Annotated in this window: 14 protein-coding genes; 11 read left to right on the forward strand and 3 right to left on the reverse strand. The window is 71.3% G+C overall.

Annotation, left to right across the window (positions count from 1 at the left end; genetic code table 11):
• Window positions 1–70: 70 nt before the first annotated feature.
• From ACIP63_RS09285 to ACIP63_RS09295, 3 genes are all read right to left on the reverse strand, one after another.
• Window positions 71–730, reverse strand: a complete 660-nt coding sequence (locus ACIP63_RS09285; RefSeq protein ID WP_401515035.1) for a response regulator — start codon at window positions 728–730, stop codon at window positions 71–73.
• Window positions 731–940: 210 nt separating this feature from the next.
• Window positions 941–2,293, reverse strand: a complete 1,353-nt coding sequence (locus ACIP63_RS09290) for a sensor histidine kinase (protein WP_401512938.1) — start codon at window positions 2,291–2,293, stop codon at window positions 941–943.
• 187 nt (window positions 2,294–2,480) lie between these two features.
• Complete coding sequence (locus tag ACIP63_RS09295; protein ID WP_401512941.1) at window positions 2,481–3,680, reverse strand: sensor histidine kinase; 1,200 nt, start codon at window positions 3,678–3,680, stop codon at window positions 2,481–2,483.
• 227 nt (window positions 3,681–3,907) lie between these two features.
• Between ACIP63_RS09295 and ACIP63_RS09300 the strand changes: the two genes are divergently transcribed.
• The 11 genes from ACIP63_RS09300 to mscL all read left to right on the forward strand — a co-directional run bounded on the left by ACIP63_RS09300 (window position 3,908) and on the right by mscL (window position 14,363).
• Window positions 3,908–4,309: an NADH-quinone oxidoreductase subunit A gene (locus ACIP63_RS09300; protein ID WP_099173887.1), complete on the forward strand. Its 402-nt coding sequence runs from the start codon at window positions 3,908–3,910 to the stop codon at window positions 4,307–4,309.
• Complete coding sequence (locus ACIP63_RS09305) at window positions 4,300–4,935, forward strand: NADH-quinone oxidoreductase subunit B (protein ID WP_401512943.1); 636 nt, start codon at window positions 4,300–4,302, stop codon at window positions 4,933–4,935. The genes ACIP63_RS09300 and ACIP63_RS09305 overlap by 10 nt, the downstream gene beginning before the upstream one ends.
• A complete protein-coding gene (locus ACIP63_RS09310) occupies window positions 4,932–6,074 on the forward strand; it encodes an NADH-quinone oxidoreductase subunit C (protein ID WP_401512946.1) in 1,143 nt (380 codons plus the stop codon). The genes ACIP63_RS09305 and ACIP63_RS09310 overlap by 4 nt, the downstream gene beginning before the upstream one ends.
• Window positions 6,071–7,039, forward strand: coding sequence for an NADH-quinone oxidoreductase subunit H (locus tag ACIP63_RS09315; RefSeq protein WP_401512949.1), 969 nt, complete (start codon window positions 6,071–6,073; stop codon window positions 7,037–7,039). The genes ACIP63_RS09310 and ACIP63_RS09315 overlap by 4 nt, the downstream gene beginning before the upstream one ends.
• Window positions 7,039–7,650 carry a NuoI/complex I 23 kDa subunit family protein gene (locus ACIP63_RS09320; RefSeq protein ID WP_401512952.1) on the forward strand — a complete coding sequence of 204 codons (612 nt, stop codon included), beginning with the start codon at window positions 7,039–7,041 and terminating at the stop codon, window positions 7,648–7,650. The genes ACIP63_RS09315 and ACIP63_RS09320 overlap by 1 nt, the downstream gene beginning before the upstream one ends.
• Window positions 7,647–8,255, forward strand: coding sequence for an NADH-quinone oxidoreductase subunit J (locus ACIP63_RS09325; RefSeq protein ID WP_401512954.1), 609 nt, complete (start codon window positions 7,647–7,649; stop codon window positions 8,253–8,255). Before ACIP63_RS09320 ends, ACIP63_RS09325 begins: the two co-directional genes overlap by 4 nt.
• A complete protein-coding gene (gene nuoK / locus ACIP63_RS09330; protein WP_401512957.1) occupies window positions 8,255–8,677 on the forward strand; it encodes an NADH-quinone oxidoreductase subunit NuoK in 423 nt (140 codons plus the stop codon). The genes ACIP63_RS09325 and nuoK overlap by 1 nt, the downstream gene beginning before the upstream one ends.
• A complete protein-coding gene (locus tag ACIP63_RS09335; protein ID WP_401512960.1) occupies window positions 8,674–10,674 on the forward strand; it encodes an NADH-quinone oxidoreductase subunit L in 2,001 nt (666 codons plus the stop codon). Before nuoK ends, ACIP63_RS09335 begins: the two co-directional genes overlap by 4 nt.
• Before the next feature lie 27 nt (window positions 10,675–10,701).
• The gene (locus ACIP63_RS09340) at window positions 10,702–12,249 is read left to right on the forward strand and encodes an NADH-quinone oxidoreductase subunit M (RefSeq protein ID WP_401515038.1); all 1,548 of its coding nucleotides are present in this window, start codon (window positions 10,702–10,704) and stop codon (window positions 12,247–12,249) included.
• Window positions 12,246–13,781, forward strand: a complete 1,536-nt coding sequence (locus ACIP63_RS09345) for an NADH-quinone oxidoreductase subunit N (RefSeq protein WP_401512962.1) — start codon at window positions 12,246–12,248, stop codon at window positions 13,779–13,781. Before ACIP63_RS09340 ends, ACIP63_RS09345 begins: the two co-directional genes overlap by 4 nt.
• A 117-nt stretch (window positions 13,782–13,898) precedes the next feature.
• Window positions 13,899–14,363, forward strand: a complete 465-nt coding sequence (mscL, locus tag ACIP63_RS09350; RefSeq protein WP_401512964.1) for a large conductance mechanosensitive channel protein MscL — start codon at window positions 13,899–13,901, stop codon at window positions 14,361–14,363.
• The last annotated feature ends 73 nt before the right edge of the window (window positions 14,364–14,436 follow it).

Below are 14,436 nucleotides of genomic sequence, written 5' to 3' on the forward strand. Positions count from 1 at the left end.
GTCCTGGTCCTGAGGTCTCACTCGGCTACCGGTGGATCATCCAGATCATCGCGACTAGATCATCGCCTTGTCACGAGTTCAGATAAGTGAGAACGGCGAGAACACGCCGGTGATCCCCGTCACTGGGTGACAGGCCGAGTTTCAGGAAGATGTTGCTGACGTGCTTCTCCACCGCTCCGTCACTGACCACCAGCTGCCGGGCGACGGCTGAATTCGTGCGCCCCTCCGCCATCAGCCCCAGGACCTCCCGCTCGCGCGGCGTGAGCCCGGCCAGCACGTCCTGCTTGCGGCTGCGGCCCAGCAGCTGTGCCACCACCTCCGGGTCCAGGGCGGTCCCGCCCTGCGCCACCCGGACCACAGCGTCCACGAACTCCCTGACCTCGGCGACCCGGTCCTTCAGGAGGTAGCCCACCCCCCGGCTGCTGCCGGCCAGCAGCTCGGTGGCGTACTGCTCCTCGACGTACTGCGAGAGCACCAGCACGCCGATGTCCGGGTAGTCCTTGCGCAGCCGCACCGCCGCCCGCACGCCCTCGTCGGTGTGGGTCGGCGGCATCCGCACATCGGCGACCACCACGTCCGGCAACGCGTCCTGCCCGGCGAGGTCGCTCACCGTCTTGAGCAGCGCCTCGGCGTCCCCGACCCCCGCGACGACGTCGTGCCCCAGATCGGTCAGCAGCCGGGTGAGTCCCTCCCGGAGCAACACCGAATCCTCGGCGATGACGACCCGCACTCTTTCCTCCACGACGTTGTGTCCCCCACTGTCGGTGTTCCGTGTGTTCACGTGTTCGCCGCTGCCCGCGGCCGCTCGTGTGCCCAGCATTCCAGCTCCGGCGGCCGGATGGGCCGTACACCAGCGGTTCCGGCGACACCGGACGCGCCGCAGTGCCCCGGTCGCCGTGACGGCGGCCGGGGCACTGCGGCGCGGTGCGGAGCCGGATACTCAGCCCCGCCAGGGCAGCTCGGCCGTGACGGTCGTGGGTCCGCCGGCGGGGGAGTCGACGACGAGGATGCCGTCCACCGCGTCCAGCCGCTCCGTCAGCCCGGCGAGACCGCTGCCCGTCGACACACCGGCTCCGCCGCGCCCGTCGTCGCTGACCTGGAGCATCAGCCGGTCCGCCGCCCGCCACACGTCGACCGAGGCACGGGTGGCCCGGGCGTGCTTGCTGACGTTCTGGAGGAGCTCGGAGACCGTGAAGTAGGCGATGCCCTCGATGGCCTGCGCGGGCCGCGACTCCAGGTCCACGACGACCTTCACGGGGACGGTGCAGCGGGAGGCGATGGCGGAGAGCGCGGCGTCGAGTCCTCGGTCGGTGAGGACGGCGGGGTGGATGCCGCGGGCGAGGTCGCGGAGTTCCTGGAGGGCGACCTTGACCTCGCCGTGGGCCTCGTCGACCATGCGGGCGGCGGCTTCGGGGTCGTCGGTGAGCTTTTCCTTCGCCAGCCCCAGATCCATGGCGAGGGCGACGAGGCGGGCCTGTGCTCCGTCGTGGAGGTCGCGTTCGATGCGGCGCAGGTCCGCGGCGGCCGTGTCCACGACCACACCGCGGTCCGACTCCAGCTCCGAGACCCTGGTGGCCAGCCGGGAAGGGCCGAGCAGACCCGCGACCATGACCCGGTCCACGGTCGCCAGGCCCCGGATGATCCACGGCGTGATCAGCACGAGAGCCAGGCCGAGCGCGGCGGTGACCCCCAGCTCGAAGGACGAGTCGAGGAAGAGCTGGTGCGTCCCGTCCCCGTACAGCTGGATGCCGTCGACACCCACGTACGTGGGGAAGACCCAGTGCCAGAGCGGGTAGGTGAACGCGGCCCAGCCGTAGAACCAGAAGGTCACCGCCACGGTGAACGCGAACACCGCCCACGGCATGTGCAACACCGCGTAGAGCAGATGCCGCCAGGACACCCCGCTCTTCAGCGTCGCGCCGACCCAGGACATCAGGCCGCCCTTGCCGCGCGCCGGCGCGGGCTCCGCGACATCGAGCCTCAGCAGCCCGCGCGCCCGGCCTCGCTCCATGACACCGAACCCGCGGCACATGACGAGGCCGGCGGCGAGTATCGGAATGCCGAGGAACGTGATCAGCATGCCGAGGCCGAGCGACACCATGGTCACCGCGAAGGAGAACAGCACCACGCTGATCGGCAGGCTCAGGAGCAGATAGGCCAGCTCGCGCCACGTACGCGCCTCGAAGGGCGCGCGGAGCGCCGCGGGGAGGAAGTGCTTCGCCGGCGGGTAGCCCCCCGGCCCGGTGCCGGGCCTGTGCCGGTCCCGGGTGTCCGGTCCGTATGCCGTGGCCATCAGTGGCGTCCGTCCGTTTCTTCTGAGCGGGAACTCCCCGCGGACCGATACAACGGCTGATATCCCAAGAGTGCTGTGCCGGGGGCCGCCTCACCATGAGGGCCGTCTCCGTATCCGGCCGGGGGTTTTCCCCACCACGGGGACGCCCCGTCCCGTGCCGGGGACGGGAGCCCCCGCTGTCGCCGTGTCACGCCGCACCGGCGCGGTCGGCCCCGGCGGCGAGGCGGTCGCGCCAGGGCAGCTCCGCGGTGACCGTGGTCGGGCCGCCCTCGGGGGAGTCCAGGACGAACACCCCGTCGACCGCTCCCAGCCGCTCCGCCAGCCCCGACATGCCCGTACCGCCGTCGAGCCGGGCGCCGCCCGTCCCGTCGTCCCGGACCTGGAGCATCAGCCGGTCGCCGGACCGCCACACGTCGACCGACGCCCGGTCGGCGCGGCTGTGCTTGCTGACGTTCTGGAGGAGTTCGGAGACCGTGAAGTACGCGATGCCCTCGATGGCCTCGGCCGGGCGCGCCGACAGCTGCACCGACACGGTCACGGGGACGGTGCAGCGGGAGGCGATGGCGGAGAGCGCGGCGTCGAGTCCTCGGTCGGTGAGGACGGCGGGGTGGATGCCGCGGGCGAGGTCGCGGAGTTCCTGGAGGGCGACCTTGACCTCGCCGTGGGCCTCGTCGACCATGCGGGCGGCGGCTTCGGGGTCGTCGGTGAGCTTTTCCTTCGCCAGCCCCAGGCCCATGGCGAGGGCGACGAGGCGGGCCTGCGCTCCGTCGTGGAGGTCGCGTTCGATGCGGCGCAGGTCCGCGGCGGCCGTGTCCACGACCACGCCCCGGTCCGACTCCAGCTCGGCGATCCTGCGTTCCAGCTCGTCGGAGGGCGAGAGCAGCCCCCGCGCCATCGCCCGGTCCGCGTTCGTCAGCCCGCGCGCGAGGTACGGGAGCACCGGCCAGAGGACGAACAGGCTCACCAGCGTCACGGCGAACGTCGCCACACCCCACGGCAGCCGGATGAACGAATACAGCAACGCCCGCCAGCCGACCGGGTCCTTCAGGCCCGACCACAGCCAGCTGAAGAAGCCCTGGTCCCGGCGGCCGCGCACCATCGGGCTCGGCTCCTCGATCCGCACCCCGAGCATCCTCCGCGCCCTGCCACGCTCGGCACGGCCGAGACCGCGCGCGCCCCTCAGCCCCAGCGCGAGGAGCGGCAGCCCGATCACGGTGACGGAGAGGCCCGCGCCCACGGCGACCAGGAACACGGTGTAGACGAACCCGGCGATCGCCATCGGCAGATTGGCCAGGAGATACGCGATCTCCTTCCACGTCCACCGGTCGAAGGCGAAGCGCGCGGGCGGCGGCCGGTCGTTGTCCGGCGGGGAGGGGCTCATGGTCATACGACCAGCGTGCCGGGCCGGGAGCGCCCACGCCATGGGGTTCGTGGGTGAGGGCGAGTAGGGATAACCCCACCTCGCGTCGGCTCTCCTCCGTCACCTCCCGCCTCACCCGTCATGCGACTCCCGCCCCACCCGTTGTGCGACGGGGCTGCTTACCGTGTCTTTAACAGGGCCTAGACTCCCGTGCGTACAGACCGTCGAACAGGTTGAGGGAGCGAGGGGCGGACGTGGCGGACGTGCCGGGACCGACCGTTCTCGCGTCGGACTACTTCCAGAGCTACTCAGTGGTCGGACTGCTCGCCCTGGTGGGCGTGGTGTTCGTCGCCGTCGCCTTCGGGGCCGGCCGGCTGCTGAGGCCCGTGGTCCCGACGCCGGAGAAACTCCTCACGTACGAGTGCGGCGTGGACCCCGTGGGCGAGGGCTGGGCCCACACCCAGGTTCGCTATTACGTGTACGCCTTCCTGTACGTGATCTTCGCCGTCGACTCGATCTTCCTGTTCCCGTGGGCGACGGTCTTCGCGGCCCCCGGATACGGGGCGACGACGCTGGTGGAGATGTTCATCTTCCTCGGTTTCCTGGCCGTGGGACTGCTCTACGCATGGAAGAAGGGCGTCCTCGAATGGGCGTGACGAGCCGGCCGAACCCCGAACCCCCCGTGTCGCTGCCCGACCCGACGCCGCTGCCCGAGCCGAAGAGGCTCGGCGTGCTGTCCCGGCTCGCGCCCGAACCGATGAAGGTGGTCCTCAACTGGGGCCGCCGCTACAGCCTGTGGGTCTTCAACTTCGGACTCGCCTGCTGCGCCATCGAATTCATCGCGGCCTCCATGGCGCGGCACGACTTCATCCGGCTCGGGGTCATCCCCTTCGCGCCCGGCCCCCGGCAGGCCGACCTGATGGTCGTGTCCGGCACGGTGACGGACAAGATGGCCCCCGCCGTGAAGCGGCTCTACGAGCAGATGCCCGAGCCGAAGTACGTCATCTCCTTCGGCGCCTGTTCCAACTGCGGCGGGCCCTACTGGGATTCGTACTCCGTGACGAAGGGCGTCGACCAGATCATCCCCGTCGACGTCTACGTGCCCGGCTGCCCGCCCCGGCCCGAGGCGCTCCTGCAGGGCATCCTCAAGCTCCAGGAGAAGATCGCCCGCGAATCGCTGGCCGAGCGGTACGCCACCGAGGACACGGCCCGCCCGTCGGCCGCCGCCCTGCGCAGCGGTCTCGTCGAGGCGCCGAAGGCGCCGGGGGAGGAGGGGAAGTGACCGCCCCGGACCTCTACAGCACGCTGCCCGACGCCGTGACCGACGTCTTCGGCGCGGAAGCCACGGCCGCGCACGCGTACGACCTGCTGACCGTCGACGTCCCGGCCGCCTCCTGGACCACCGCCCTCGAAACGGCCCGCGACGAGCTGGGCTGCACCTACTTCGACTGGCTGAGCGCCGTCGACGAACCCGGCACCGGCTTCCGGGTCTGCGCCCATGTCGCGGCCCTGGGCGGGGGTACGGTCCGGCGCCTCCTGGTCCGTACGACCGTGCCGCACGACGCGGCCACCCTGCCCACCGCCGTCGGTATCTACGCGGGCGCCGCGTGGCACGAGCGTGAGACGCACGAGATGTTCGGCATCGGCTTCGAGGACCATCCCCATCTGGTCCCGCTGCTGCTGCCCGAGAGCTTCGAGGGCCACCCGCTGCGCAAGGACTTCGTCCTGGCCGCCCGGGTCGCCAAGGCATGGCCGGGGGCGAAGGAGCCGGGAGAGTCCGAGCACGGCGGACCCAAGCGGCGGACCATGCTGCCGCCGGGGGTGCCCGATCCCAACGAATGGGGCCCGCTCAAGGGACAGCTCCCGCCCGCACCGGCCCGCCCCGCCCGAGGCGCCCGCGCGGCGGGCGACCGCCCGGCGCGCCGGGCCCGCAGCGCGAGCGAGGGTTCGGCGGCCCAGCGGCCCGACGCGGCGGAGACCCCGCAGGCGGCGGCGCCGCCACGCCGTACCCGCAGCGCGTCCCAGGGGTCGGCGAGCCAGCCGCCACCGGCGACCCCGGAGTCGGGCACAGCCAAGGACGCACCGTGGCACGACGCCCGCCCGGCATTCGACGAACCGTCCGGTGACGCTCGCGACTCCGGCGAACCTGGTGAGCCCGGTGAATCCCAGCCCCTCCGGCGTTCGAGGAGCGGGGGCCCGGGGGCGGAGCCCCCGGTTCGGGAAGGGGCGGGTAGGGGAGAAGCCCCGCGCAGCGGCACCCCCGACACCCCTGCCCCTGAACCTTCGGCCGAGCAGACCCCCGAGGCGCCGGCCACTCCCGAGGCACGGGACACCCCCGAGGCGCCGGACACCTCCGAGGCACCGGACACCCCCGAGGCCCCCCGACCCCCCGACACCCCCGCCGGAGGCGATACCGCGTGAACGACGTACTCGACGTCGCCCTCCGCCTCGTCATCGTCTTCGCCGTGTTCATGGTCGTCCCGCTGATCGTGGGGCAGACCGAACACAAGGTGATGGCCCACATGCAGGGCCGCCTCGGCCCGATGTACGCGGGCGGGTTCCACGGCTGGGCGCAGCTCGTCGCGGACGGGGTGAAGTTCGCGCAGAAGGAAGACGTCGTACCGGCCGAAGCGGACCGCCGCATCTTCCAGCTGGCACCCGCCGTCGCCCTGCTCCCGTATCTCCTCGTGATCGTCGCCATCCCGATCGGCCCCGGCGAGGGTGCGGTCGGTCAGGTCGTCGACGCGGGCATCTTCTTCGTGCTGGCCGTCATGGGCGTCGGTGTGCTCGGCTCGCTGATGGCCGGGTGGGCCTCGGCCAACAAGTTCTCCCTCCTCGGTGGTCTCCGCACCGCCGCGCAGCTCCTCGCGTACGAACTGCCCATGCTGCTCGCCGCAGCCTCCGTCGCCATGGCGGCCGGCACCGTCTCGCTCCCGGGCATCCTCAATGCCTTCGAGTGGTGGTGGCTGCCCTGGCAGATCGTCGGCGCACTCGTCTTCTTCGTGGCAGGGCTCGCCGAACTCCAGCGCCCGCCCTTCGACATGCCGGTCGCCGACTCGGAGATCATCTTCGGGGCGTACACCGAGTACACGGGCCTCAGGTTCGCGTTGTTCCTGCTCGCCGAGTACGCCGGGATCGTCGTCCTGTGCGGTCTGACGACGGTCCTCTTCCTCGGCGGGTGGCACGGGCCGCTCGGCGCGGACGGGCTCGGCTGGGTCTGGACCCTGCTCAAGACAGGCGTCCTCGCGTTCGTCGTCATCTGGCTCCGGGTCACCTACCCCCGTCTGCGCGAGGACCAGTTGCAGAAGCTCGCCTGGACCATGCTCATCCCCCTCGCTCTCGCGCAGATCGCGCTCACCGGCATCGTGAAGGTGGCGATCAACTAGTGCCCCCGATCCCCGGCTCAGGCCTGGCCAAGGGTCTCGCCGTCACCCTGCGGACCATGACGAAGCGCACGGTCACCGCGCAGTACCCGGAGGTCCAGCCCGAACTGCCTCCCCGCACGCGGGGCGTCATCGGACTGTTCGAGGAGAACTGCACGGTCTGCATGCTCTGTGCCCGCGAATGCCCCGACTGGTGCATCTACATCGACTCCCACAAGGAGACGGTGCCCCCGGCCGCCCCCGGCGGCCGCGAGCGCAGCCGCAATGTCCTGGACCGCTTCGCGATCGACTTCGCCCTGTGCATGTACTGCGGTATCTGCATCGAGGTCTGTCCTTTCGACGCGCTGTTCTGGTCGCCCGAGTTCGAGTACGCGGAGACGGACATCCACGAACTCACCCACGAGCGCGACAAGCTCCGCGAGTGGATGTGGACCGTCCCGGAGCCGCCCGCGCTCGACCCGGGAGCCGAGGAACCCAAGGAGATCGCCGCCGCCCGCAAGACGGCCGACAAGCTCCAGGCCCAGGAAGCGCAGGCGGCCCAGGAAGCCCAGGCAGCGCAGGAAGCTGAGCAGTCCCGGCCGGGGCAGGCCCCGGAAGCGGAGGGCCAGGAATGACCCTCGCGGCTACGGCCGGCCACCCCGGCTTCCTCTCACCCACCGGCGTCGAGATCGCCTTCCTCCTGGTCGGGCTCGCCACCTTCGGCGCGGCTCTCATCACCGTCACGACCAAGCAACTCGTGCACGCGGCCCTCTGGCTGGTCGTCGCGCTCGGCGGCATAGCGGTGGAGTACCTCCTCCTCACCGCCGAGTTCATCGCATGGGTGCAGGTGCTGATCTACGTCGGCTCCATCGTGGTCCTCCTCCTCTTCGGGCTGATGCTCACCAGAGCCCCCATCGGCCGCTCCCCGGACGCCGACTCGGGCAACCGGTGGATCGCCCTCGGCGCTTCCGTCGCCGCCGCGGGCGCCCTCGTCTGGGTCGTCGTGGACGCCTTCCGGACGACCTGGATCGATCTGGACGGTCCCGCCCAGGGCTCCACCAAGGCCTCGGGGGAGTTCCTCTTCCGGCACTGGGTGCTCCCCTTCGAGGCGCTCTCCGTCCTGCTGCTCGCCGCACTCGTCGGCGCGATCGTCCTGTCCCGCAAGGACCGGCCGGAGCGCAAGGCCGGGCAGAGCGATCGAACGGACCGCCCAGCCGCGAACCGGGAGGACAAGAGCTGATGCACCTCGCCTATCCCGCCGTCCTCGCCGTCCTCCTCTTCTGCACCGGGCTCTACGGAGTGCTCGCCCGCCGCAACGCGATCCTCGTCCTGATGTCCGTCGAGCTCATGCTCAACGCCGTCAACCTCAACCTGGTCGCCTTCGACGTCTGGCTCCGCGACGCACTCCACGCCGGCCAGGCCCTCACGCTCTTCACGATCGCCATCGCCGCAGCCGAGATCGGCATCGGCCTGGCGATCGTCCTGGCCGTCTACCGCAACCGTGGCAGCTCGGACGTCGACCGTCTCCGCGACACCGCTGAGACCGACGAAGCCGAGACGCTTTCCGGTGACACCGACGCCGACACCGCCCGGGACGACACCACCGCAGACCAGGCCACTGCTCCGGCAGGGAAGGCAAAGAAGGCAGAGGCCACCGCGTGACCACCACGACCCTCGCCGCCCTCGTCCCCCTCCTCCCCTTCCTGGGCGCCGCCGCAGGACTGCTCCTGGGCCGGACCGCGCCCGGCTTCGTCCGTCCCCTCGCCGTCCTTCCGACCCTCCTCGCCGCCGTCCTCGCCGTCGTCGTCGCCGCCCGCCAGGGAGGCGGCCGGCCCATCGACGCCGCGACCCAGCTGACCCCCACCGGCTCGGTCCCGATCGATCTGGCCCTGCACCTGGACGGCTTCGCCGTTCTCGTCGCCGTTCTCGCCGGACTCGTCGCCACCTGCGTGCAGGTCTACTCGACGGCGTATCTCAAGGACGACGTCCGCTACCCGTCGTACGCGGCCCTCGTCTCCCTCTTCACCTCCGCGATGCTGCTCGTCGTCTACTCCGGCGACCTCATGGTGCTCCTGGTCGGCTGGGAGATCATGGGCATCTGCTCGTACTTCCTCGTCGGCCACTACTGGGAGACCCCCGAGGCCCGCGCGGCCTCCCTCAAGGCCTTCCTCGTCACCAAGCTCGGTGACGTGCCCTTCCTCATCGGCCTGTTCGCGCTCGCCGCCGACACCGGCACCTTCCGCATCACCGGAATCCTGGCCGCCGTCACCAACGGCGGACTCGACCACCCCACCCTCATCGCGCTGCTGCTCCTCGCCGGTGTCGCGGGCAAGTCCGCGCAGTTCCCCCTGCACACCTGGCTGCCCGACGCGATGGCCGGCCCCACCCCCGTCTCCGCGCTCATCCACGCCGCGACGATGGTCGCCGCCGGCATCTACTTCGTGGCCCGGCTCCTCCCCGTCTTCGCAGCCTCCGGCGCCGCCCTCGTCGTCCTCGCCGTCATGGCGGCCGTCACGATGATCGGCTCCGGACTCGCCGCCCTCGCACAGGACGACATCAAGCGCGTCCTCGCCTACTCGACGATCGGCCAGCTGGGCTACATGTCCGGCGCCCTGGCCGTGGGCGACCGCGGGGCCGCCGTCTTCCACCTCCTGTCGCACGGTGCGTTCAAAGCCGTCCTCTTCCTCGCGGCGGGCGTCGTCATCCACGCCGCGGGAACCAACTCACTCGCCGCCATGTCCCGCATGGGCGGGCTGGACAAGCGGATCCCCGACGCCTACTGGACGATGACCGTCGCCCTGCTCGCGCTCGCCGCCATCCCGCCGTTCGCCGGCTTCTTCTCCAAGGAAGCCGTCCTCGTCGCCGCCGAGCACACCGCCTTCGGGGACCGTGACGTCGCCCCCACAGCGGCCGGCTGGACGATCCTCGTCGCCGGACTCGCCGCCGCGGTCCTCACCGCCGCCTACGCCACCCGGCTGTGGCTCCTCGCCTTCCGGGGGCGCGGCACCGAGGCCCCCGACCACGGCAAGCAGCCCGCCGCGATGACCTCCGTCCTCTGGGTCCTCGCCGTCCCCACCATCGCGTTCGGTCTCACCACCGGCGTCCTCACCGACTGGTTCGACGGGCACAGCCTCACCCCGTCCCTCACGACCGCTGTCCTCTCCACCGGCGTAGGACTCGTCGGCGGACTCGTCACTTACGGGGCCTGGCGCCACACCACGGCACTCGCCGACCGCCCCCCGGTCGGCGCGGTGGCCGCCCACCCCGACGCCGAACCCGCCCTCGTGGAGGCCGAGGCCATGACCTCCCACACCGCGGCGTACGGCACCATCGCGGACGCCCAGGACCCCTCGGACCCCGGCAGGCTCCTGCTGGGCCCGCTGCACCGCCACGCGGTCACCGGCTTCCACCTCGACGCCGTGTACACGACGCTGTTCGTCCGCCCCGTGGGAGCCGCCGCACGGCTCGTCCGCTTCCTGGACCGTGAGGTCGTCGACACCTACGTACACGGCGCGGGCAGCATCGCCCGTGGACTCGGCACCCTGATCCGCCGCGCGCAGACCGGCAACGTGCAGACCTACCTCGGCGCGCTGCTCGCCGGAACCCTTGTCCTGGCGATCGCCGCCGTCGTCTTTGCCAACGTCTACGCCGGGGCGTGAGCCGTGTTCGATATCAGCGCATCCGTGATGCAGTTCCTTCTGGCGTTCATCGTCGTCGGCCCGCTCCTCGGCGCGGCCGCCGCGCTCCTGCCCGCCCCGCCCGGGCTCAAGGGCAGGAACCCCGACCAGGCCGTGCTCCGCCACGGCGTGACCGTCACCGGCGCCGTGCTCCTCGCCGCGCTCGTCCTGGCCGCGGGCTTCGACCACGACCACCCGTCGAAGATGCAGGCCACCACGGACATCAGCTGGATCCCGGCACTCGACGTCCGGATCCACCTCGGCACCGACGGCATCTCGCTCCCCCTTCTCGTACTGACCGCGCTGCTGACCTTCCTCTGCGCGCTCTACAGCTACTTCAAGCTCCCCGCAGGCCCCTCCCCGAAGGCCTTCGTCGCCCTGGTCCTCGTCCTCGAGTCCGGCACCCTCGCGACCTTCGCCGTCCTCGACCTGCTGCTGTTCTTCCTGGCCTTCGAGATGGTCCTCATCCCGATGTACTTCCTCATCGCCCGCTGGGGCGGCGACCGGAAGCAGCCCGCCGCCTGGAAATTCATCCTCTACACACTGCTCGGCTCGGTGATCATGCTGCTCGGGCTGCTCCTCATCGGGCTGAAGAGCGGCACCTTCGACATGGTGGCACTCGCCACTGACAACGGCCGGGGCCTCACCACATCCGTGCAGGTCATCGCCGTACTGGCCGTCGGGATCGGCCTGGCCGTGAAGACCCCGATGTGGCCCCTGCACAGCTGGCTCCCCGACGCCCACACCGCGGCCCCGACCGTCGGCTCCGTGCTCCTCGCCGGCGTACTGCTGAAGATGGGCACATACGGATTCGTCCGCATCCTGCTCCCCGTCACCCCCGACGGGATGCAGACCTTCGCGCCGTACCTCGCGGCGTTCGCCGTCGTCGGGATCATCTACGGTTCCCTCGCCTGCCTCGCCCTCGCGCGCCCCGGCGCCAAGGGCGACCTCAAGCGCCTGATCGCCTACTCCTCCGTGGGCCACATGGGCTTCGTGCTCCTCGGCATCGCGACCATGACCCCCACCGGCGTGAACGGCGCGCTCTTCGCCAACATCGCCCACGGCCTCATCACGGGCCTGCTGTTCTTCCTGGTCGGCGCCGTCAAGGACCGCTACGGCACGGCGGACCTCGACACCCTGTCCGGAGCCACCGGGGCCGCTCTCTACGGCCGTGCGCCCCGGCTCGGCGGCCTCCTCGCCTTCGCCGCCGTCGCCTCGCTCGGACTCCCCGGCCTCGCCGGCTTCTGGGGCGAGATGCTCACCCTTTTCGGCGCCTTCGACCCCGCCGAAGGGCTCAGCCGCCCCGCCTTCCTCACCTTCATGTCCATCGGCGCCCTCGGCACCCTGCTCACGGCCGCGTACATGCTGATCGTCGTACGCCGCGTCTGCATGGGCGAGCACCGTGAGCAGCAGCCGGTCGCCGACATCCAGCGCTACGAATTCGCCGCCTGGACCCCGCTCGCCGCCCTGACCGTCCTCGCCGGCCTCTGGCCCGCCGTCCTCCTCGGCCTCACCGACCCGGCCGTGCAGAAGCTCCTCGCAGGAGGCAAGTCGTGACCGTGGCAGCCGACAGCGCAACCGGGGCGGCGAGCCTCGTCCAGTCCGTCGACTGGCTCGCGATCGCCCCGCCCGTCATCGCGGCGTCCGTGGCCCTGCTCGTCCTCGTCGCCGACCTCTTCACCGGCGAACGCCGCAAGCCGCTCCTCGGCTACGGAGCCGTCGCCGGGCTCGTCGCCGCGCTCGCCATGCTCGTCCCGCTGCGCGCCGGGGACCGCTCCACCTTCTGCCTCACCGGCGGCACACAGGCCTGCAGCTACACCGCCGACCCCTTCGCCCTCGTCATCCAGGCCCTCGTGCTCGGCGGAGCCCTGCTCACCGCGCTGCTCTCGATCGGCGACACCCGCAAGCTCCCCGCAGGCGAGTTCTGGTTCCTGCTGCTGTCCTCCGCGGCCGGAGCCGCGCTTCTCCCCGCAGCCCGGGACCTCGCCACCCTCGTCGTCGCCCTCGAAGTCGCCTCGCTCCCCGCGTTCGCCCTCGTCGGCATCAAGCGCGGCGACCGCCGCTCCTCCGAAGCGGCCCTGAAGTTCTTCCTGTCCTCCGTCGTCGCCACCGCCGTGATGCTCCTGGGCGTCAGCTTCGTCTACGCGACCACCGGCACGATGCACCTCACGGAGATCGCCGCCCGCCTCGACGACGTACCGGGCCGGTTCTCCACCCTCGCCGAGGCGGGCGTCGTCCTCACCCTCGTCGGCTTCGCCTTCAAGACGGCCGCGGCGCCGTTCCACTTCTGGGTCCCCGACACCTACGTGGGGGCACCGCTCCCCATCGCCGCCTACCTCTCCGTCGTCGGCAAGGCCGTCGGCTTCTCCGGCCTCGTCCTCGTCACGGTGATCGGCTTCCCGTCGTACGCCGACGTCTGGGGCCCCGCCCTGGCCGTCCTCGCCGCGCTCACCATGACCGTCGGCAACGTCGCCGCACTCCGGCAGACCGCGACCCGCGCCCGCAGCGCCGTACGCCTCCTCGCCTGGTCGTCCGTCGGGCAGGCGGGCTACCTCCTCGTCCCGATCGCCGCCGCCGCGTACTCCAGCGACGCCCAGATCGGCTCCACCGTCGCCTACGCGCTCATGTACGCCGTGGTGAACCTCGGTGCCTTCTCGGTGGCCGCCCTGGTCGCCCGCAGCCGCCCCGGCAACCGCCTGAGCGACTACCGCGGCCTGTACGCCACCCGCCCCCTGGCCGCGCTCGCCATGGGCTTCTTCCTCCTCTGCCTGGCAGGCCTGCCGCCCGGCATCATCGGCCTCTTCGCCAAGGTCACCGTCTTCTCCTCGGCCGTCGACGCCGGGCTCGGCTGGCTCGCCGTCGTCATGGCCGTCAACGTGGTGATCGCGCTGTACTACTACCTCCGGTGGACCGCCGCGCTCTTCAGCACCCCGGAGCAGGCCCCGGCCTCCGAGGAGGCACCCAAGGCCCCCGCGCTCCAGGTCCCCGTCCCGCTCACCCTGGCGATCGCCCTCACCGCCGTAGCCGGAATCACACTGTCCGGCGCCCCCCAGCTCATCCTCCGTTTCGCCACCCTCAGCCTCTTCTGACCGGGTACGACCGGCTTGCCCGTGCGGCCACGCGCAGGGCATGGTCATGCGTGCACGCGTCACGTATCGGAGCGCGCAGGGCGAGCACACACTGAAGAGCACAGAGGAGCCAGAGCGGTGCTGAACGGGTTCAAGGACTTCATCCTTCGCGGGAACGTCATCTCCATGGCCATCGGCCTGGCCGTGGGAGCCGCCTTCACCGCGGTGGTCACCGGCTTCAGCAACGCGTTCATCGTGCCGCTCATCGGTCTCTTCACCCGCGGCACCGGCGACTTCAGCAAGGCCTCCTACAGCGTCGACGGCGTGACGTTCCCCTACGGCCTCTTCATCAGCGCCGCCATCGCCTTCCTGATCACCGCCGCGGTCCTCTACTTCCTGGTCGTCCTGCCCATGGCCAAGGTCCAGAACCGCTTCACGACCAAGGAGGAGGAGGAGAAGGCCGACATCAAGGCCGCCCTGCGCGACTGCCCGCACTGCTACAGCGAGATCCCCTCCATCGCCAGCCGCTGCGCCCACTGCACCAGCGAGGTCGAGCCGGACGCGGAGGCCCGCGCGCTCGCGGGGCTCCCCGCCCAGCGCTGACCTGCCGCCGCACGGCCCTCACGGGCCCGCGCGGGCACACCCACCCGTACGGCCCAGGGGCGGATCCATCCGG

The sequence above is a fragment of the Streptomyces sp. NPDC088746 genome, from assembly GCF_044751065.1.
Classification (GTDB): Bacteria; Actinomycetota; Actinomycetes; order Streptomycetales; family Streptomycetaceae; genus Streptomyces.